16 protein-coding genes are annotated in these 20288 nt (G+C 36.3%); 10 read left to right on the top strand and 6 right to left on the bottom strand.

Annotation, left to right across the window (positions count from 1 at the left end; all coding sequences use genetic code 11):
- Positions 1-91: 91 nt before the first annotated feature.
- Positions 92-3715 (bottom strand): DUF2723 domain-containing protein, encoded by a 3624-nt coding sequence (locus WEEVI_RS07285; RefSeq protein ID WP_013598507.1) that lies wholly within the window; start codon positions 3713-3715, stop codon positions 92-94.
- A gap of 126 nt (positions 3716-3841) precedes the next feature.
- On the opposite strand from WEEVI_RS07285, the gene guaB reads away from it, so the two are divergent.
- Positions 3842-5302: an IMP dehydrogenase gene (gene guaB / locus WEEVI_RS07280; RefSeq protein WP_013598506.1), complete on the top strand. Its 1461-nt coding sequence runs from the start codon at positions 3842-3844 to the stop codon at positions 5300-5302.
- A gap of 96 nt (positions 5303-5398) precedes the next feature.
- On the opposite strand, the gene WEEVI_RS07275 is transcribed toward guaB, so the two are convergent.
- Positions 5399-7036 (bottom strand): M1 family metallopeptidase, encoded by a 1638-nt coding sequence (locus WEEVI_RS07275; RefSeq protein ID WP_013598505.1) that lies wholly within the window; start codon positions 7034-7036, stop codon positions 5399-5401.
- 91 nt (positions 7037-7127) lie between these two features.
- On the opposite strand from WEEVI_RS07275, the gene WEEVI_RS11355 reads away from it, so the two are divergent.
- From WEEVI_RS11355 to WEEVI_RS07260, 4 genes are all read left to right on the top strand, one after another.
- A complete protein-coding gene (locus WEEVI_RS11355; RefSeq protein ID WP_168160810.1) occupies positions 7128-7271 on the top strand; it encodes a hypothetical protein in 144 nt (47 codons plus the stop codon).
- Between the two features lie 74 nt (positions 7272-7345).
- Complete coding sequence (locus tag WEEVI_RS10950) at positions 7346-7681, top strand: hypothetical protein (protein ID WP_013598504.1); 336 nt, start codon at positions 7346-7348, stop codon at positions 7679-7681.
- A gap of 298 nt (positions 7682-7979) precedes the next feature.
- The gene (dnaK, locus tag WEEVI_RS07265) at positions 7980-9884 is read left to right on the top strand and encodes a molecular chaperone DnaK (protein WP_013598503.1); all 1905 of its coding nucleotides are present in this window, start codon (positions 7980-7982) and stop codon (positions 9882-9884) included.
- Between the two features lie 281 nt (positions 9885-10165).
- Positions 10166-10906, top strand: coding sequence for a hypothetical protein (locus WEEVI_RS07260; protein WP_013598502.1), 741 nt, complete (start codon positions 10166-10168; stop codon positions 10904-10906).
- A 186-nt stretch (positions 10907-11092) separates the two neighbouring features.
- Here the strand turns inward: WEEVI_RS07260 and WEEVI_RS07255 are convergent, their stop codons facing one another.
- The gene (locus WEEVI_RS07255; protein WP_013598501.1) at positions 11093-12058 is read right to left on the bottom strand and encodes a T9SS type A sorting domain-containing protein; all 966 of its coding nucleotides are present in this window, start codon (positions 12056-12058) and stop codon (positions 11093-11095) included.
- Positions 12059-12470: 412 nt separating this feature from the next.
- Between WEEVI_RS07255 and WEEVI_RS07250 the strand changes: the two genes are divergently transcribed.
- The 5 genes from WEEVI_RS07250 to WEEVI_RS07230 all read left to right on the top strand — a co-directional run bounded on the left by WEEVI_RS07250 (position 12471) and on the right by WEEVI_RS07230 (position 18020).
- On the top strand, positions 12471-13583 hold the full coding sequence (locus WEEVI_RS07250) for a DUF6263 family protein (protein ID WP_013598500.1): 1113 nt from the start codon (positions 12471-12473) through the stop codon (positions 13581-13583).
- 4 nt (positions 13584-13587) lie between these two features.
- Entirely contained in the window at positions 13588-13818 is a 231-nt protein-coding gene (locus WEEVI_RS07245) for a hypothetical protein (RefSeq protein WP_013598499.1), read from the top strand.
- Positions 13808-16429, top strand: coding sequence for a YfhO family protein (locus WEEVI_RS07240; protein WP_013598498.1), 2622 nt, complete (start codon positions 13808-13810; stop codon positions 16427-16429). Before WEEVI_RS07245 ends, WEEVI_RS07240 begins: the two co-directional genes overlap by 11 nt.
- Position 16430: 1 nt before the next feature.
- The gene (locus WEEVI_RS07235) at positions 16431-17747 is read left to right on the top strand and encodes a glycosyltransferase family 4 protein (RefSeq protein WP_013598497.1); all 1317 of its coding nucleotides are present in this window, start codon (positions 16431-16433) and stop codon (positions 17745-17747) included.
- An 81-nt stretch (positions 17748-17828) separates the two neighbouring features.
- Entirely contained in the window at positions 17829-18020 is a 192-nt protein-coding gene (locus WEEVI_RS07230) for a hypothetical protein (protein WP_013598496.1), read from the top strand.
- Positions 18021-18084: 64 nt separating this feature from the next.
- Here WEEVI_RS07230 and rplQ read toward each other — a convergent pair whose 3' ends face one another.
- Genes rplQ through rpsD form a run of 3 tightly spaced genes read right to left on the bottom strand, consistent with a single transcriptional unit; the run spans position 18085 to position 20264 of the window.
- On the bottom strand, positions 18085-18636 hold the full coding sequence (gene rplQ / locus WEEVI_RS07225) for a 50S ribosomal protein L17 (RefSeq protein WP_013598495.1): 552 nt from the start codon (positions 18634-18636) through the stop codon (positions 18085-18087).
- A 12-nt stretch (positions 18637-18648) separates the two neighbouring features.
- A complete protein-coding gene (locus WEEVI_RS07220) occupies positions 18649-19641 on the bottom strand; it encodes a DNA-directed RNA polymerase subunit alpha (protein ID WP_013598494.1) in 993 nt (330 codons plus the stop codon).
- Positions 19642-19661: 20 nt separating this feature from the next.
- Positions 19662-20264 carry a 30S ribosomal protein S4 gene (rpsD, locus tag WEEVI_RS07215; RefSeq protein ID WP_013598493.1) on the bottom strand — a complete coding sequence of 201 codons (603 nt, stop codon included), beginning with the start codon at positions 20262-20264 and terminating at the stop codon, positions 19662-19664.
- Positions 20265-20288 lie beyond the last annotated feature (24 nt).

Here is a 20288-nt window from a genome sequence, read left to right as displayed (position 1 = left end):
ATCAACACTATATCGTTAACAATTATGTCAAATATTAGATATAAAAAAAGGACCCATAAAAGGTCCTTAGAACTATTATTTAGATTAACAATTAATCTTCAGGAGCAACCGTTTGGTACAACTCGTTTTGTTCTTTTTGAGCATAAGCAGTATCAACATCATGAATTAAGCCTAGCAATTCATTGATTTCATTGAATTGTTTTACAATAATTTCTTGCTCAGTTTCGTCGATTCGTTGATCGGTCATAAAGGAGTTATACTGTTTGAGAAAAGCTAGTTTTTTGGGTAAATATAGTTCTTTGAATTTTATCATGGCCTGTTCTTTTTTTCCAGCAGAAGCCAAACCATTAATTTCATTATAATTTACCATCATTAGATCATTCTTCACGCTAGCCAACTCACTTAGCACCCCACTTATTCCTTGTTGTTTTAGTTTTTCGAGATAAGTTTTATTGGCTTCTAGATTCTTCTTGGCGTAGGTAAATAATTCATTTGCTTTGGTTGTTTCGCCCAAATGTGCGTATACAGAAGCAATTCTAGAGACACCTGAGCCTACATTATATTGTGGCCAAGCTGGGATTTCTTTCATCACTTTATCCAAAACTTTTTTGGCTTCTGCATTCCGTCCTTCTTTTATCAAGTCTTCTGCCAGACGAATGGCAACATTCCTAAATGAGGATGTATAATTGCGTTCGTTCTGACTGAATGATGCGTCGGGATTACTCAAACCTCCCCATCGATAAAGCTGGAAAGTTTTCAGCATTGCATCTACATCAGAAGAGCCTACAACTCCGCCTTCTCCGAATTTTTTATAGATAGGCACAAATTTATAGGACAATCCTGCATGCTGCAAATAATCTTGCAAATAGAAAATACTACTCGGATCATACACGCCACCTCCACTGAAATACATTGCACGATCCCACTTATAGTTTGCAAGCAAAGACAGCATCATCAAATCGGCTTTGTATAGTGTTCTTGAGTTTAGATTAATCTCTATTTGATCTACAATTTGATTTTTTTGTTTAGGGCTTACGATACCATACTTCAGTACATTTTCTTTGTTTACCGGAACCACAATTTTACTTACAGGCAAGAAATTCACAGCACCTACTGGATAGCCAAAATAATCGGCCAAGGCTTTTTTTGCAGGATTTTTATTATCCAATATAAAGTCGATTGCTTCTTTTGCGGTCATCGAATCTTGAGTTACATATTTTTCAACCTCTTTCAATGAATTGTATACAGCCAAAATTTGCGATGCATCGATGCGCTCATCGACCATCTTGCTTTGTGCCTCGTCTATCGACATTTGACTTAATGCTTCTAGAGTAATTCCTTCTTTTAGATAGGAGTTTAATTCATCGAATAGGTTTTTTATAGAACCATCTACTACAAATATATTATCGTTTGTTCCGCTTTGGAAGTCAGAATATTTGAGGTTTGTTGGTAAGCCTTCTGCATTGTAGGTTTTACGTAGAAGTTGCTCTAGATTCCAAGGTGAATTTGCTAAAGTAAGGTTAGCAATTTTCACATCGTCGCGGAATAGTTCGGTTTCTTGCAAGCCCCATAGAGGATATGTGTCATTATCGCCGTAAACAAACAGAATCGAGTTTTTATCCAATCCGATTAAATAATTGTAGGCCAAATCGTGTGCAACAGAGCGCTCTGACCGATCGTGATCATCCCAATTCTGAAACCCCATCAAAATAGGAACTCCCATACAGATTACAGAAATAGCTATCGCTACAGAAGACGAAAGAGCTTGTTTCTTTAGTTTTTCTATCATTAAGAAGATGGCATACACACCGATCCCGACCCAAATCGCAAAGGCATAAAAAGAAGAAACCAAGGCATAATCACGCTCGCGAGGTTCGAAAGGTTTTACACTGGTATAAAAAATAATTCCGACACTGGTGATAATAAATAATGCTAAAATCGACCACCAATGGACAAAGTTTCTATTGAACTGTATAACAAATCCTATCAAACCTAATATAAGCGGCAACATGTAATAGACATTGTGTCCATCATTTTTATAATCGGCTGGTAAGGTAGTTTGGTCCCCGATTCGCATAGAGTCTATAAAAGGAATTCCAGAAACCCAATTTCCACGAACAGCTTCGAAATGTCCTTCTAGGTCGTTTTGTCGGCCCGAGAAGTTCCACATCAGGTAGCGAATAAACATATAATTGATCTGGAAGTCTAAGAAGTAGTTCAACTGTTGACCAAAAGTTGGTGGTTCTATATTGAGTAGTTCGTTATATTTTTTGAGGTCAGCCACTTTCAGTTGTCCGTTAACTTTTTTGGTGATTAGATCATTATACACCTTCTCTGCATATTGTCTTTTTTGTGCTTTCGTTTGTTCGTCATCTTCATAATTGGTAAAGAAACTCGTATTCAAAGAGAATTCTGGGAAACCATACATTGCTGCATAATTCTCCATACTTTCCGCTTTAGAATCGAACATTTTCGGAAAAAACTTTACATATTTATCATTATAGATATAATCTCTTCGGTCGGCTACTTTTACATATTTCCCAATACGATTATCCTTGATGTATTCTGCTCCAGTAACCTTGAAAGCATAGTCACCGTTGCTATCTCGCTCTATACCATCAGAGGCAATATGCGCTGTATAAACAGGACCATAGGTTGTTGGCCAATCTCCGTACTGTACACGATTGAAATAGTCTAACATGCCCAAGGCTGTATCAGGATCATTCAGATTCATGTGTGGATTGGCATTGGCACGAATCGGGATTACTAACCAAGATGTAAACCCTACCAACATGAAAATCACACACCACAATGCTGTGTTGACTGTTTTCCATTTGTATTGGCGCGAAGTTTTCAGGAAGAAACCAAATAATCCTACCAGTAGAAGTGTAGTAACAAATGTCCCCGAATGAAAAGGTAAACCTAAACTATTAACAGTAAATATTTCTACTTTACCATACAGCTTCATGGTAAATGGGAAAATTATTTTGAAGGCAAAAATCAGTACTAAAAGTGTGATGATATTTCCTATAATAAAATTTTTTATGGTCACAGTGTACTTGCGTGCATAGTATAAATAGCACACTACCGGGATGGCTAGAATCACCATTAAATGAACACCAATAGACAAACCAATAACCAAAGAAATAAGCACCAACCACTTATCGCCTCTTGATGAATCTGCATCTGCATCCCACTTTATTCCTAACCAAATAATTAGTGCCGTAAACATAGATGCCATTGCATACACTTCGCCTTCTACAGCAGAAAACCAAAATGTATCCGAAAACATAAATACAGAGGCACCGACAAGTCCTGCACCTAATGTAATAATTTGTTGCGGTTTTGTCAAGATAATTTCATTAACAGACTTGGTATTGTCTATCGAACCATGCATTAGTTTTCTGACAAAAAAAGTGATCGTCCAAAACAACAACATAATGGTAATTGCGCTATAGATAGCAGAAGATGCATTGATAATCAAAGCATACTCATCTCCTTGCCCGAATGCAAATAACGACCAAACAGCCCCTAACAATTGAAAAAAAGCAGCTCCTGGTGCGTGTGTAACACCCAATTTGGCAGATGAGACAATGTACTCACCACAATCCCATAAACTTAGAGAGCGCTCTATCGTCGATAAATATACAATAGAGGCAACCAAAAATATTGCCCACCCTAGATAATTATTCCAATCTTTGAATTTCAATTTCATTTTCCTAATCAATTGTTATGACCTTGCGAAATTACTATTTTTTTGTTAATCACTTCTTCGATAATAGTTTTAATTTAAAAATTTGATATTTCATAGATTTATTTTAAATTTGCTTGGCAAAAAGCAATGCCTTTATCTGATAAAATTATCCAGACAGGATTTACTTTTGATGATGTACTTTTAGTTCCATCATACTCCGAAATCCTACCGAATCAAGTTTCTTTACAAACCCGATTAACCGAGAAAATCCAGCTCAACATCCCTATTGTTTCAGCTGCGATGGACACTGTGTCTGAATCGAAATTAGCCATAGCGCTTGCACGCGAAGGTGGTCTTTCTTTCATTCATAAAAACATGACAATTGCCGAACAGGCAGTACAAGTAGATAGAGTAAAACGCTCTGAAAATGGAATGATTGCCAATCCGATTACGCTAAGCAGACATCATAAACTAAGCGATGCCGAAGAACTGATGATGCAATACAGCATTTCTGGTCTACCAGTTATCGAAGAAGACAGATCTTTGGTAGGAATTATCACCAACCGAGATATCCGCTACCAGAAAAACATGGATCAATTGGTAGAAGATGTAATGACTAAAGAGAATATCATAACGTCTGATATTAATACCGACCTAGACAAAGCGAAAGAAATTTTACTCCGTAACAGAATAGAAAAACTACCTATTGTTGATGATAACAATAAATTAATCGGCCTGATAACAATCAAAGATATCGACAATCTAAGCGAGTATCCAAATGCAAACAAAGACTCACAAGGTCGTTTACGCGTTGGTGCTGGTGTGGGTGTCGGACAAGAAACCTTAGAACGTGTGCAAGCCTTGGTAGACAAAGGTGTAGATGTTATTGCCTTGGATTCTGCTCACGGGCACTCGAAAGGAGTTATCGACAAAGTAAGAGAAGTACGCCATGCCTTTCCAGAATTGGATATTGTTGGCGGTAATATCGTTACTGCTGCAGCTGCAAAAGCACTCATCGATGCGGGAGCCAACGCCCTAAAAGTTGGGGTTGGCCCAGGATCTATCTGCACTACACGCGTTGTTGCCGGTGTAGGCGTTCCTCAACTTTCGGCTATCTATGATGTACACGAGTATGCCAAAACAAGAAATGTATCGGTAATCGGTGATGGTGGTATAAAACTTTCTGGCGACATTGTAAAGGCCATTGCATCGGGCGCAAATGTTGTGATGCTCGGAAGTCTTTTTGCTGGTACTGAAGAAGCGCCTGGCGAAGAAATTATTTATCAAGGTAGAAAGTTCAAAACCTACCAAGGTATGGGATCTTTGGCTGCAATGCGAAGAGGGTCGAAAGATCGATACTTCCAATCGGATACTAAGAAATTAGTACCAGAAGGCATCGAAGGGCGCGTACCTTTCAAAGGATCTATCCAAGAAGTTGTCTATCAACTTTGTGGTGGCTTACGTGCCGGGATGGGCTATTGCGGTACTGCGACTATTGATGACCTAATTAACAATGGTAAACTGGTTCGTATTACCAATGCAGGCCTCAATGAAAGTCATCCGCACGATGTGATAATTACCAAAGAAGCACCGAATTATTCTAATTAATCAAATTCTCACATTATACCGAAAACTCTCATCCAAACTACAAAGTCAAAGATGAGAGTTTTTTGTTAGTAAACCATCAAACTTTCTCTACTGCAATTATTCCTCTTGTTTGTAGTAAATATAGTACGTCGGTAGAATTCTAAAATCCTCTGGCTTACCTTCGAATATTTTAAATTTTTCGGTAGGATAAATTACCTGACCGTTTTCTAATCGCAATGGCATAGTAAAGTTTGGTAAAACAGAAGTATATCGATACGTTATTTGATTGTTATTTTGTTTAATTTCTAAGGTAGGAACATTTATAGAACGCAAATATTGATCAAAAAAAACATTCAAATCCAACCCAGATTTTTTAGCGATATAATTTTCCACTTCACTTCCGTCTACGGTTTGGTGATAAAAATCTCGATTTAAGCCTCGCAGAATTTCTCTAAAGAGCGAGTCGTTATCGAGCCATGTTCGCAAAGTATGCAACATGTTCGCCCCCTTATAATACATATCGGCACTACCCTCCTGTTGCACGCCGTAGACCCCAACTATTGGTTTACTATTTACAATGTTTTGCCGTATCCCTATGTTGTATTCATCGGCTGCTTTTTTTCCTTGCTGACATTCGGTATACAAAGTTTCTGCATAAGACGTAAACGCTTCGTGCACCCACATATCAGCTACATCGTTTGCGGTAATGCTATTCCCGAACCATTCGTGTCCGGCTTCGTGAATGATGATAAAATCCCACAAAAGGCCATGCCCAGTTCCCGACACATCACCACCTAAATAACCATTATTGTATTGATTTCCATATGCAATTCCACTCTGATGTTCCATCCCCAAATGTGGTGCCTCGATTATTTTGTACGAATCTTCGTAGAAAGGATACGGACCAAACCAATGCTCGAAACAAGCCAACATACTTTTATTTTGTTCGAATTGTTTTTTTGCTTTTTTCAGGTTATAATCCAATACATAGTAATCTAAATCGAGTTTTCCTTTTTCTCCCATATAGTGATCTTGGAACTGCACATAATGCCCAATTGATGGGATGATATTATAATTATTGATCGGATTTTTCACTTCCCACACAAAAACGTTTTTACCATTTTCTTTTGTCGAGCTTTTTAGGCGACCATTTCCTACCCCAATCATATCTCTCGGAGTAATAATTTTGAGCTCTATTCCACGATCGGGTTCATCTCCTTGATAATCTTTGTTTGGGAACCAAGCACTCGCCCCCAAACCTTGTACAGCGACCGACATCCATGGTCTATTTTTCTGGTCCTTGGTAAAAATCCATCCGCCATCCCACGGAGCTTTTACGGCAATTTTCGGGTTTCCTTCGTAGGCTAAATTCAATCGGTGAATGTTGCCTTTGGATAAATTTCCTACGGAAAAGAAGTACACATTTCCTTCTCGTTGAGCAATAGAAATTTCTTGATTATCTAACCAAGCTTTGGTGATCTTCATAGGTGGTTGTAAATCTATTTGCATCAATTTACCTTTATTATCCTCGGTAATCAAAAACTCGATTTGTGTTTCACCTTGAATAAATTTCGTATCAAAATTGGCTTCCACAGAAATAGAATAATGTTGAACGTCCCACCAATTTCTATACTCGGTATTGCTCCCACGTAAGGTATCTTGTCGACTGAAGTCTTTTGTGGATTGAAAAATCTGAGCTTCTGTAGAGATCGAGAACAATAAAAAACTCAAAAAATATATATAAACAAACCGCATATTAGTATATTTAAAACGATAAAAATAACCAAAGTATCGAAGCTTATCAAACTATTGAAAAGTTTTGACAGACTTTTTTTTGAAATTGGACATGAAAAACTATTCGGAGATTGTTGAGCAATTAGCGCAATATAGAAAAGAGCAAAAAACCAAAGAAGGTGTTTATTTTTTGATGAAACACTATGATTTACAGCATCCGTTACTAAAGGAGATATTACTTTTCGGGATGAAATAAGCAATAATTCTATTCTCTTAACTGCTGAAGGTTCTAAGGAAAAAGGTTTTACGATTCGTATACCGAACAACATTTTGTATTTTGATTATCGGCTTGTTGCCAATTTATTGATGCACGAAATTCTGCATTTGTATCAAAGAAGTGGAAAAGAGCCAATCGAAGAACGAAGTGAACGAGAATGGCAAGCATATACTGAAATGATTTTTCACCAACGTTTTCCGCAGCTCCCGACCTTATCGAATAACCTACAAATACAGTTTGCCAAAAAAGCACTGAAATATTATCAGCAAATGGGCGAAGAAAGTAGTTTGCAGGATAAATATTTATCTCAGAAAAATGTTTTAGAAATCGTACTAAAGCAACTAGAGTCTGAAGAAAAAATCCACAAAACAGAAAATAATAACTTATAATTCTTCATCAATTCTTACACTTACTTTTCAGACTTAGTATTTATCTACAACAAACAAATTAGAGAAAATGTTATCAACAATACCAATCTGCGCCAATATTATTTATGCAAAAAGTAAAACTTGACAATTAGACGATTCTGGAGACTTATATTTACTCAATAGTTAAAAAAAATGACACTTTGTCAGTTTATCAATAAGATAATATTGTAATAATTGCGTTGGCATAAAGATTGACTAAATAAGACTGAAAAAACAATTTTACAGCATTATTCAAGTATTAACCATAAAAAAAAACGATATGAGCAAAATTATAGGAATTGATTTAGGAACAACCAATTCATGTGTTTCTGTAATGGAAGGGTCTGATCCTACAGTTATCCCAAATGCAGAAGGAAAAAGAACAACCCCATCGATTGTAGCTTTTGTAGAAGGTGGTGAAATAAAAGTTGGTGATGCAGCAAAACGTCAGGCTGTAACCAACCCACACAATACCATCTATTCTATCAAACGATTTATGGGAACAAAATTCGTAAACGACCAATCGGAAATTGATCGTGTACCGTACAAAGTTGTGAAAGGAAACAACGACACACCTGTCGTAGATATCGACGGGCGTAATTATACTCCACAAGAGATATCGGCAATGATCCTTCAGAAAATGAAAAAAACTGCCGAGGATTATCTTGGGCAAGAAGTAACTCGTGCGGTAATTACTGTACCCGCTTACTTTAACGATGCACAGCGTCAGGCAACCAAAGAAGCAGGAGAAATTGCAGGCCTAAAAGTGGAACGTATCATCAACGAACCAACTGCTGCTGCATTGGCCTATGGTTTGGATAAAGCACACAGCGACAAAAAAATTGCTGTTTACGACTTAGGTGGTGGTACTTTTGATATCTCTATCCTAGAGTTGGGCGATGGAGTCTTCGAGGTATTATCTACCAATGGTGATACTCACTTGGGTGGAGACGATTTTGACGATGCAATTATCAACTGGCTAGCCTCAGAATTCAAAAATGCTGAAGGCGTAGACCTAATGAAAGATGCAATGGCACTGCAACGACTACGTGAAGCAGCAGAGAAAGCAAAAATAGAGTTATCGTCTTCTGCTCAAACAGAGATCAATTTACCATATATCACCGCTAATGAGACAGGGCCAAAACACTTGGTACAAACATTGACTCGTGCAAAATTCGAACAATTAACAGACGATTTAGTTCGTCGATCTATGGACCCTTGTAAAAAAGCATTGGATGATGCAGGTTTATCAACCTCAGACATCGACGAAGTTATCTTGGTAGGAGGTTCTACTCGTATCCCAAAAATCCAGGAAGAAGTAGAAAAGTTCTTTGGTAAAAAACCTTCAAAAGGAGTTAACCCAGACGAAGTAGTTGCTATTGGTGCTGCCATCCAGGGAGGTGTATTAACTGGTGATGTAAAAGATGTACTTTTATTAGACGTAACTCCACTTTCTTTGGGTATCGAAACTTTGGGTGGTGTATTTACAAAACTAATCGAAGCCAATACAACTATCCCAACCAAAAAATCAGAAACGTTCTCAACAGCAGCAGACAATCAACCAGCTGTTACCTTACGAGTTGGGCAAGGTGAGCGTCCTATGTTTAACGATAACAAAGAAATTGGTCGTTTCGATTTAACAGACATTCCACCTGCTCCACGCGGTGTACCACAGATAGAAGTTACTTTTGATATTGATGCGAATGGTATCTTGAATGTTTCTGCGAAAGACAAAGGAACAGGAAAAGAGCAAACCATCAAAATCGAAGCGTCTTCTGGGCTTAGCGAGGCAGACATCGAACGCATGAAAAAAGAAGCGCAAGAAAATGCTGCCAAAGATGCTGAAGCCAAAGAAAAAGTTGAAAAAATAAATGCAGCTGATGCCCTTATTTTCCAAACTGAAAAACAGTTGAAAGAATACGGTGACAAATTACCTGCAGACAAAAAACAGCCAATCGAAGATGCTTTAGCCGAAGTGAAGTCTGCACACTCAAATCAAGACATCGCAGCCATTGATGCTTCTATGGAGAAACTAAATAGTGCTTGGAACGAAGCTTCACAAGAAATGTACGCTGCCATGAACGAGGGACAAGGTGCGAGCGGACAAGCCGGAACACCAAATCCTGAACAAGGGAACAACACCGATGATGACGTACAAGATGTTGAGTTTGAAGAAGTGAAATAATTAGTAACTAAATCACACAACAATAATTAAAAAACCGCTGTAAACATTTACAGCGGTTTTTTTCATATATAAACTTTTCTGGTTTTTCTTATTCGTTTTCTACTTATGCGAAACCTATTAATACATCTAGTTTTTACTAAATAATCTAAAAAAAAATTACTTATTTTTTTTGTTTTATATTTAAATATAATTATATTGCCACATAATTTGCTCTAAAACAATCTTTTAAAAGAATTTTATGTGCAATACAACTGATAAACCACTATATAAAAATAATTATTATGACTCGAAGAATTCTATCGCTTGGCATGATAACTTTATCACTAAATGCCTACTCTCAGGTTGGGGTTAACACAGAAAAACCTACTGAAACTCTTGATGTAAAAGGTACTATAAGAATTCAGGAATTACCCAAAAACCAACAAGAAAACGCTATTTATAACGGAGACTCAACAAAAAAGACCAAGTTTACGGCAACTCGTACCGTTGTGGCAGACGACAACGGTGTATTGGGCTATATGGAGGACGTCGATCCAGTAGACAATGATGGTGAGGACCTCAATGTGAGATCGGTATCTATGTGTAGTAAATCATTTACTCCACAAGAGATTGTAGACTTAAGACAAGCGGATGGTGGAGTGAGGCTAAAATTAGGGGATTATGAATTTAGTTGGTGGCGATCTAGTTATGCAGCATGGTCTTCTTCTGAAGGAAATTATTTTCGATTCAAAAAAATTTCAACACCCTATCGGTACAACTCTTGGTCGATCGCAGGAGCCCCACATGATGACAATGGAGAACAAGACAATATGGGCACACCTGCAAATAGATGGAGTAGATTTACAAGAAATTTTAATGAAACCCCACTTGGATATAAAGTATTTCAAGAACTTCTAATAATAGATAACGGCGACACATTTCGTTTTAATGGTTATATGTTCAGAAGCCAAGCTTCACCAGGCAATTTTCAAATAAGAATTTGTATGGCTGTTGAAAAACTTGTAATTGGGCAAGGAAATTAACGTAATATATAAACAAACAATCAGTGCCATAAACTAAATGCACTGATTGTTTGTTTTCTTATGAATTATAGAGCAATTTATTATCCATAAATGGTTTAGAAAATTTAGGATTCTTTTTTTAGCTTATAGCATGTTCAACGCTTCGGTTTTCAACAATATTTTCATCTAATCTATTAGCTATAATGATTACTTTTTGATCAGTTTTTTGGTAACACGATTTCCGTCACCAAAAGTAATCGTAACAGTATACACCCCAGGAACTAAATTCGAGACATCTGCACTAGTAGAGTTTTCTACCGTCTTCACAAGACGCCCATTGGTATCAAAAATCTCAAGCTTATTTACAGAGTTTTGTTTACCAATTCTAATGTTTATGTTATCAACCGCAGGGTTCGGATAGACAACACCATCATTATTCATCGATATTTCATTGGTTGCCAAAGATTCGCCATTCAGGTTCATTGCCATTCCTTTTAGTGCGTCACCAAATTCACCACCGGTCATTTCTGTTATAGACAACCAGTACGTTAATCCTGCACCAAAAAAATTATCAGGATCTATGTTCATAGCATCACTACCACTGAAATTGATACTATTAAACCAGTTCCACATTTCCCAATAGTCAAACTTTACACTGAAATTTACTTTAGGAGCAAACACTACCCAATATTTTTTATTAGCTTGTGCCGTGAAATCTGGCGTTTGAACCAAGAAACTATAGACCAGTGACTCTACTTTGGTAAATGTAAGATTAGGATCATCTTTAGCAAGATCCAATGTATATACAGGTGTTCCCGTCTTACCAGGAATTCCTGCAGGTTTCCCATTATCATCCTCATAGATATACAAAACAGCACCGTTGTATAGATTTTCTAGATTATCTCGCATCTGATAACCTACAAACTCCATACTACTGATCTTTGCTGTCTGTGGAAGTAGAAAATCATCGGAAGCATAGTAACCAGTTCCGTCTTGTGCAACCGAAGAGCCTATTCCGTATTCAGGATTCACTTCTTGTGTAAATAGCCCTGATGTATTGGTAAAACGTGGTTTCAAATTTTCTACCCCAATTGGTATGATTTGAGCATAACTGATAGTCGATGTAACAACGAGTACAAAGCATATCAACTTCAATAAATAAAATCTTTTCATATTATTATTTTTTTGCGAATATATTGTTTTTATACACACAATCCACATACAGTGGAAAGATATTTGTATTATTTAATAAAAAAGATTAGCTATCGATAAAAAATTGATAAATCTACATAAACTTTGTTATCTTCAGTTCAATCCAACTATATAAAATATTTTTTTATAATTAAATTCCCTCTCTGATGACTTAATCTTGATTTTGTAGAATTGCACTGCCCAAAAGCCTCAAATAAAAGAAATTATCCAGTCAATATTTTACAGTGAAATTTTTTCGTTTTATCACATCAAACCCAACCATTTATTTTAACAAATTTTATCATAGTTCTGAGCTTTATCCTACAGAAATCTTCTCCGTTTCCCATATTATTTGATTACTTTTGACGATAAAATAGCAATCAATAAAAATTTTATGAAAAAATTCTTCATCACAACAGCAATTTTAGGACTAAGCTTTTTTTCTTGTAAAAAAGATTCGAACAAAGACGACCTAAAAGTTGTAGGAAAAGATGCAAATGGAAACGAATTGGTGGTAACAGAACAAGGAGACACAATCCCAAAACCTACAGAAGATAGTTTGGCAGTAACTAGTGAAGAGAATTCGGTAGAGAGTGTTGCGCTCATAAAGAATGAAGATGATCGTTACGATTTTAAATACAACCTAGAAAAAGGAAAAACCTATCCGATAAACCTCACAGTTCTTACCACAAGAAATGTAAGCGACGGAACACAGAGTCTAAAACTATCGAACGAAAGCAGAAAAAAAATCGACTATACGGTACAAGATTATCAGAACGGCACCTATACGTTGAAAGTTACTTTCCGTCAATATTCTGAGAAATTAACCGATCCTACTGGAAAAGTATTTTCTTTCGACACCAGCAAAAACAAACCGAGCGATCAAATGACTGCTATGTCTTGGCAAGTGTACAAATCAATTATCGGGAAAAGTTATACCATGAAAATGAATGATCGTGGTCAGGTAATTTCTGTAGATGGTTTGGGGACAATCCGTTCTGGGATAGAGTCATCGATGAAGAGTTCTCTTTCTGCCGAAGAACAAAAAGCTTTGAGTGAAATGCTAAAAGTATCTCTGAGCGAAGAAGCGATAAAAATGCAATTCCAAGAAACGATGAACATTTATCCAGACAAAAAACTAAAAATAAAAGAGAGTTGGTCGGATGAAAATAAGGTAAACGAAGGACCTCTAAAAGGAACCTCTAAAATAACCAGAACATTGGAAAGTATAGACGAAGCTGCTACAAAAATTTCGATAAAAGGAACCCAAAAAGTTAGCGGAAGCGAAGCCCAGAAAATGCCAACGCCCGACAAAAAAGAACAAACGGTAAACTTGTCTATGAATGATCAATCTACCATTTCGGGTAATATTTACTTGGATACTTCTTCTGGTTGGATCAAAAAAGTGGATATAACCCAGAAAAAAACGGTGAAAGAAACCATAGAAAGTCAGGGGCAAAAACAAACACGCACCGAAAATACAACTGTACAAACCCTTGTAAACTAATGCTATGAAATACATTCTTGTCGCCATATTACTTGTTATTATTGGCTTATTTTTTCTACGGATTATCAGAACATTTTTTGTAGCAAGAAAAGTTTTCAAAGATGCTTTGAGGCAACAAAACCATATCAATAAATCATCAAATCAACCCCAAAAACCAGTTTCCGACAAGCCAAAATTCAATATTGAAGCAGAAACTATAGATTACGAAATTATAGACGATAAGGATGAAAAATAACAATCTTTTATTTTCGATATTTACCTTGGTATTCTTTGCCTTGGTAGCAGTAATTTACTGTGCGCCTGTATTTTCGGGCAAAGCATTGGTACAACCCGATATTATCAATTATTTAGGTAGCGCGAATGAGATGCTGGAATATCAAGCCAAAACAGGCGAGCCAATTTATTGGTCGGATGCAATGTTTGGAGGGATGCCAACCTATCAGACTGGTTCCTATTTCGAGGGTGATGTTATCAAAGCCATCGATCGAATAATTCGATTTTTACCACGACCTGCTGATTATATTTTCTTGCTTTTCACCGGTTTTTTCATCTTAGGAGTTACCCTTCTCCGAAACTGGAAGTATGCTTTAGCTGGCTCAATTTTCTTTGCTGTTGGTGCCTATTATTTTATCATTATTGCAGCAGGGCACAATGCAAAAGTGCATACAATTGCATATTTTGCACCCTTGGTCGCCGGTATATTATTGGTGTATCGAAAAAAACATATTGCTGGCTTTCTACTCACCACCTTATTTATGGCGTTAGAATTACAAGCCAATCATATACAAATGACTTTTTATTTGTTTTTGGTCATGTTGATTTTTGTCATCATCCAAGCGGTTGACAGTTATCAAAAAAAAGAAATTCCTCATTTTCTTAAATCTTCAGCTCTTGTTGTTGCAGCTACTGTTCTAGCTCTAGGCATCAATGCTCCGCGTTTACTTTCTACGTACGAGTATTCTAAAGAAACCACAAGAGGTAAATCGGATATGACGCTATTGCGCAAAAACGAAGGAGGTCTAGAAAAAGACTATATAACACAGTGGAGTTATGGTAAATTAGAAACTCTTAATCTATTTATTCCGAATTTCTATGGAGGAGCATCATCGGGCGGAGAAGAACAATTGAAAAATTATCTTCAGACCCTTCAGAATATGCACTATTCTATTGGCGAAGACGAATTCAATCAACAAGCTTTTCAGATGTTGGCGAATCAATCTCGCAGTACGTATTGGGGCGAACAGCCTGGCACTTCTGGTCCCGCTTATCAGGGAGCAGTTGTTGTATTTTTATTTGTTTTAGGTTTGTTTTTGGTCAGAGGAAAATGGGCAAAATACAAATGGTGGCTTCTTTCTGCCACACTACTGAGTATAGTTTTAGCTTGGGGTAAAAACTTTGCTTTTCTCACCGATTTGTTTATCGATTATTTCCCGATGTACGATAAATTCAGGGCGGTATCTTCTATTCTTGTTATGGCAGAATTTACCATGCCTCTGTTAGCAATGATTTCTGTTTACATCTTTTTTCAAGAAACAGGAAATAATCAAACCAAAATATTACAGATAGTTGGCGGGAGCGTTGTACTTTTTTTATTGATTTTGTATGCAATTGGTCCAACAATTTTCTCGTTTACAAGTAGTTTTGATGAATCAATTCATCAACAATTTATTGGGATTGTACAGCAATATAATCCACAAGCTTTAGGCTTCTGGAATAACCATCTGAATGAGCTGAAAACTGCGTTGATAAAAGATCGTGTAGCACTTTTCAAAGCTGATACATTGAGAACCCTGCTCTTTGTAATGGCTACACTTCTGGTACTTTTTGCATATCAATATCAACTACTAAAAAACAAAACGATTGCAATTTTGGCCATTTCATTTCTGGCTTTGATAGATGGACTTTTGGTAAACAAGCGATATTTGAACGAAGATAACTTCATATCTAAACAATTTGTAGAAAATCCTTTTCCTACCGAAATGTCACCACGACTAGAGTCCGAAGCAAATCTCAACAATAATGTGATGCGAATTGCTTATCAGGTGCCTATTAATAATACTTTGAAGCAATTGTCTGAAAAAGATAAAACGCATTACCGAGTTTATAATGAGACTTTAGGAACCTTTAATGAAGCGACAACATCTTATTTTACCAATTCCATTGGCGGTTACCATGCTGCGAAATTAGGTCGTTATCAAGATATTATCGACATATATTTGTCATCGGATCCTGAAAAAATGAAAGCCTACGGAATTACTGATAATGCAGGAAAGGTGAATGTTTTCAATATGTTGAACACAAAATATCTTATTTTCGGGAACGTACAACAACACGAAATCAATCAGAATCCACAAGCTTTGGGTAATGCTTGGTTTACAGCTAACATAAAGTGGGTAAATAATGCCAACGAAGAAATTTTAGCAATTCAGCATACAGACCCAAAAACAACGACGATTCTCAACAAAGATAAATCAAATGCTACTTTACCCGATTTTACTGCAGATACCACTGCCCACATAAAACTTACACATTATAATCCGGTAAAATTAACATATGAGGCAACGACCAAGACACCACAATTGGCAGTGTTTTCTGAGATATATTATCCACATGGATGGAAAGCTCTAGTAGATGGAAAAGAAGTCGAAATTCATAAAGCAAATTATTTTTTACGTGCGTTACCTTTAGAAGCAGGACAACATACGATAGAATTTATTTTCGAACCTAAAGTTATTTCCTTAGGCACTACTGTTTCTATGATTGCTTGGGTTATCTTTTTGGCAGCAAGTGGTTTTGGTTTGAAGAAACTTTACGACCGAAAGAAAGTTATATCGACACAGGTATAAAATGGCAAAAAAAGTCTTAATCGTCTCTTATTATTGGCCTCCTTCGGGCGGACCTGGGGTACAACGCTGGTTGAAGTTTACTAAGTATTTACCCGAATTGGGTTACGAAACATATGTATATACACCCAAAAATCCATCCTATCCAATTATTGATGAAAGTCTGGAGAGAGAAATCAATCCTAAAGTAAAGATTATCCACACTACAATCTGGGAACCGTATCAGCTGGCGGAAAAATTGAATCCAAAAAACAAGGCTTACAAAGCAGGTCATTTCGAGCAAAAGGAACAACAAAGTTTTTTATCAAAATTGTCAGTTTTCGTTCGAGGAAATTTCTTTATTCCTGATGCTCGTTTTTTTTGGGTTCGCCCCTCGATACAGTTTCTGACAAAATATATCGAAGAAGAAAAGATCGATATATTGATTACCACAGGACCTCCTCATAGTATGCATTTGATTGGTTTGGGACTGAAAAAACGTCTAGATCATCTTCATTGGATTGCCGATTTTAGAGATCCTTGGACCGACATAAGTTATCATAAAGAACTAAAATTAACGAATTGGGCTGCGAAAAAACACAGAAATTTAGAAAAAGAAGTCATACAAAAAGCAGATGTTCTACTGGCAACAAGCTATACGGATGGAGAAAATTTCCGTCAATTGGGTGCAAGAAAAGTAGAAGTTATTACCAATGGTTTTGAGGATGTAAAACAAGTTTCATCAAAAGACTCCCATTTTTTTGAACTGACCTACTCAGGAGGCTTGGAAATGTTGAGAAACCCTCTAGTAGTTTGGGAAGCTTTGGCAGAACTGATGAAAGAAGACAAAAGCTTTGCACAAAACTTACGTATAAATTTCTATGGTGCTTTGGCTGAAGATGTTTTGCAAACTATCACAGAAAATGGTCTAGAAAAAAATGTATTTGTACACGGTTATGTAGCTCATAAAACAGCTATAGAAGCCATTAACAAAGCCAATATTCTACTCATGAGTAATTTTGATAATCCGGCTTCGAGAGGAATTATACCCGGAAAATTATTCGAATATATGGCAACCGAAAATCCAATTTTAGCTATTGGGCCTACCGATTCGGATGTTGAAAAAATACTAATTCAGACACAAACCGGTAAATATTTTTCATATCGGGAGAAAGAAAAAATCAAACAGTTTATTCGTCGTCTATATTTACAATGGTTGAATAACCCTCGAGTACAACTCCCAATAAATAAAACGGAAGTAGAAAAATTTTCTCGAAAAAACTTAACAAAAAAATTAGTGTACCTAATGGATAATATGCTAAAAAATTCTTACGAACAGTAATTTCATACACTAAACTAACTTTTTTGATTCTAAAAAAATCATTGCATTTATGTATTTTAGTCATCAAAAACTTTTTCTAACATGAAAAAACAGAACCCTACCACGATTCTTACGATAGCTATATTATTATTGGTTGTCGGAAGTATTATCTTCTTCAATGACCGCTTGGAAGGAAAAGATAAAATGGATGTATCTAATGCGGTTATTTTGGTTCTGGGCGTGTTTCTTGTCGGTTATGGACTGGTGAAATATTTTAAACAGAAAAACGATTGAAAAGCATAAAAAAAGGGATTCTATTAGAATGAATCCCTTTTTTATGAATTTATAGACAATATAATTACTCTTTGTCTTCTTTAGCTTCATCAGCCTTTGGCTCTTCTTCTTTTTTAGCAGTTTTAGCTTTTGGAGTTTTCTCTTCTTTAACTTCTTCAGCTGTTTCATTGCTTACGGTCTCATCTGTTTTTTTAGCTTTAGAACGACGAGAACGACGAGTAGTTGTTTTCTTTTCAGCTTTTTCGTTTGTATAGATTTCATTGAAATCTACCAATTCGATAAGTGCCATTTCTGCTCCGTCACCCAAACGGAATCCAGTTTTAATGATACGGGTATATCCACCTGGACGGTCTGCAACTTTTGGGGCAACTTCTCTAAATAATTCTGCAACTGCATATTTGTTTTGCAAATACGAGAATACTTGACGACGGTTATTGGTATCGTCAGTTTTTGATTTTGTAATCAATGGTTCGATGTAGCGTTGTAATGCTTTGGCTTTAGCTACAGTAGTATTGATTCTCTTGTGTGTGATCAACGAGATCGCAAGATTAGACAGCATAGCTTTTCTGTGGGATGCTGTTCTACCTAAATGGTTTATTTTTTTTCCGTGTCTCATTTTTAATAAATATTATTCTACGTCTAATTTATACTTAGAGGTATCCATACCAAAGCTTAGACCTTTGCTATCTACCAATTCTTCCAATTCGGATAATGATTTTTTACCGAAGTTTCTGAATTTCATTAAATCAGACTTTGCGAAAGAAACTAGTTCTCCTAGTGTTTCTACTTCCGCGGCTTTTAAACAGTTTAATGCTCTAACCGATAAATCCAAGTCTACTAATTTAGTTTTTAGTAGTTGGCGCATATGTAGAGCTTCTTCATCATATGCTTCACCTGATGCAACTTCTTCAGCTTCTAATGTAATTCTCTCATCCGAGAACAACATAAAGTGATGTATTAAGATTTTTGCTGCTTCGGTTAATGCGTCTTGTGGAGAAATAGATCCGTCGGTAGTAATTTCAAAAACCAATTTTTCATAATCAGTTTTTTGTTCTACACGATAGTTTTCGATTGCATATTTTACGTTCTTAATAGGCGTATAAATAGAATCAATCGCTATTGTTCCGATAGGCGCAGAAGCTTTTTTATTCTCTTCAGCTGGTACGTATCCTCTACCTTTTTCTATAGTAAACGAAATAGTTAAGTTTACTTTAGAATCTAAGTTAGCGATAACCAATTCAGGATTTAATACTTGGAAACCTGAGATAAATTTACCTAAATCACCTGCTGTTAATTGATCTTGTCCTGAGATAGTTGCAGTTACATTTTCAGCATCTGATTCATCAATTTGTTTTTTGAAACGAACCTTTTTCAGATTAAGAATAATTTCTGTAACGTCTTCCACTACCCCTGGAATAGTTGAAAACTCATGCTCTACACCTTCTATTTTAATAGAGGTTATTGCATATCCCTCTAAAGAAGATAACAAAACTCTTCTTAATGCGTTTCCAACCGTAATCCCATAACCTGGCTCTAATGGTCGAAACTCAAACTGTCCGAACTGAGTATCAGATTCGATTAAGATTACTTTATCAGGTTTGATGAAATTTAATATAGACATTATTATTTCTGATTTAAGGTTTATTTTGAATACAACTCGACGATCAATAATTCTTTAATATCTTCTGGAATTTGAACGCGTTCTGGTGCTTTGGTAAATGTCCCTGAAGTTTGCTCGTCGTTCCATACTAACCATTCGTACTCTCTACGTGCATGTAAAGAATCTTTAATTGTTTGTAAAGATTTTGACTTTTCTCTTACTGCCACTACATCTCCTTCTTTTAATTGGTATGATGGGATGTTTACGATATTTCCGTTTACAGTAATATGCTTGTGAGATACTAATTGACGAGCAGCACTACGTGTAGGTGCAATCCCTAAACGGTACACTACGTTATCTAAACGAGACTCACACAATTGTAACAATACTTCACCGGTAATCCCTTTAGAAGCATTTGCTTTTTTGTACATATTCTCGAACTGACGTTCTAAAATCCCGTACGTATATTTTGCTTTTTGTTTTTCAGCTAATTGAATTGCGTACTCAGATTTTTTTGATCTTCTTTTGTTTGGTCCGTGTTGTCCTGGAGGATACTTCTTCTTTTCGAATGATTTATCATCACCAAAAATGGTTTGACCAAATTTTCTTGCAATTTTTGTTTTAGGTCCTGTATATCTTGCCATGATTCTTTTGCTTAATACTAATTA

It is taken from the genome of Weeksella virosa DSM 16922, assembly GCF_000189415.1.
Taxonomy (GTDB): domain Bacteria; phylum Bacteroidota; class Bacteroidia; order Flavobacteriales; family Weeksellaceae; genus Weeksella; species Weeksella virosa.
The sequence above is the reverse complement of the archived record's forward strand: the minus strand, read 5'-3'. Positions and strand labels throughout refer to the sequence as shown.

Coding starts and splice junctions, on each gene's coding strand:
- WEEVI_RS07285 (WP_013598507.1), bottom strand. CDS start 3,715: ATGAAATTGAAATTCAAAGATTGGAATAATTATCTAGGGTGGGCAATA.
- guaB (WP_013598506.1), top strand. CDS start 3,842: ATGCCTTTATCTGATAAAATTATCCAGACAGGATTTACTTTTGATGAT.
- WEEVI_RS07275 (WP_013598505.1), bottom strand. CDS start 7,036: ATGCGGTTTGTTTATATATATTTTTTGAGTTTTTTATTGTTCTCGATC.
- WEEVI_RS11355 (WP_168160810.1), top strand. CDS start 7,128: ATGAAAAACTATTCGGAGATTGTTGAGCAATTAGCGCAATATAGAAAA.
- dnaK (WP_013598503.1), top strand. CDS start 7,980: ATGAGCAAAATTATAGGAATTGATTTAGGAACAACCAATTCATGTGTT.
- WEEVI_RS07260 (WP_013598502.1), top strand. CDS start 10,166: ATGACTCGAAGAATTCTATCGCTTGGCATGATAACTTTATCACTAAAT.
- WEEVI_RS07255 (WP_013598501.1), bottom strand. CDS start 12,058: ATGAAAAGATTTTATTTATTGAAGTTGATATGCTTTGTACTCGTTGTT.
- WEEVI_RS07250 (WP_013598500.1), top strand. CDS start 12,471: ATGAAAAAATTCTTCATCACAACAGCAATTTTAGGACTAAGCTTTTTT.
- WEEVI_RS07245 (WP_013598499.1), top strand. CDS start 13,588: ATGAAATACATTCTTGTCGCCATATTACTTGTTATTATTGGCTTATTT.
- WEEVI_RS07240 (WP_013598498.1), top strand. CDS start 13,808: ATGAAAAATAACAATCTTTTATTTTCGATATTTACCTTGGTATTCTTT.
- WEEVI_RS07235 (WP_013598497.1), top strand. CDS start 16,431: ATGGCAAAAAAAGTCTTAATCGTCTCTTATTATTGGCCTCCTTCGGGC.
- WEEVI_RS07230 (WP_013598496.1), top strand. CDS start 17,829: ATGAAAAAACAGAACCCTACCACGATTCTTACGATAGCTATATTATTA.
- rplQ (WP_013598495.1), bottom strand. CDS start 18,636: ATGAGACACGGAAAAAAAATAAACCATTTAGGTAGAACAGCATCCCAC.
- WEEVI_RS07220 (WP_013598494.1), bottom strand. CDS start 19,641: ATGTCTATATTAAATTTCATCAAACCTGATAAAGTAATCTTAATCGAA.
- rpsD (WP_013598493.1), bottom strand. CDS start 20,264: ATGGCAAGATATACAGGACCTAAAACAAAAATTGCAAGAAAATTTGGT.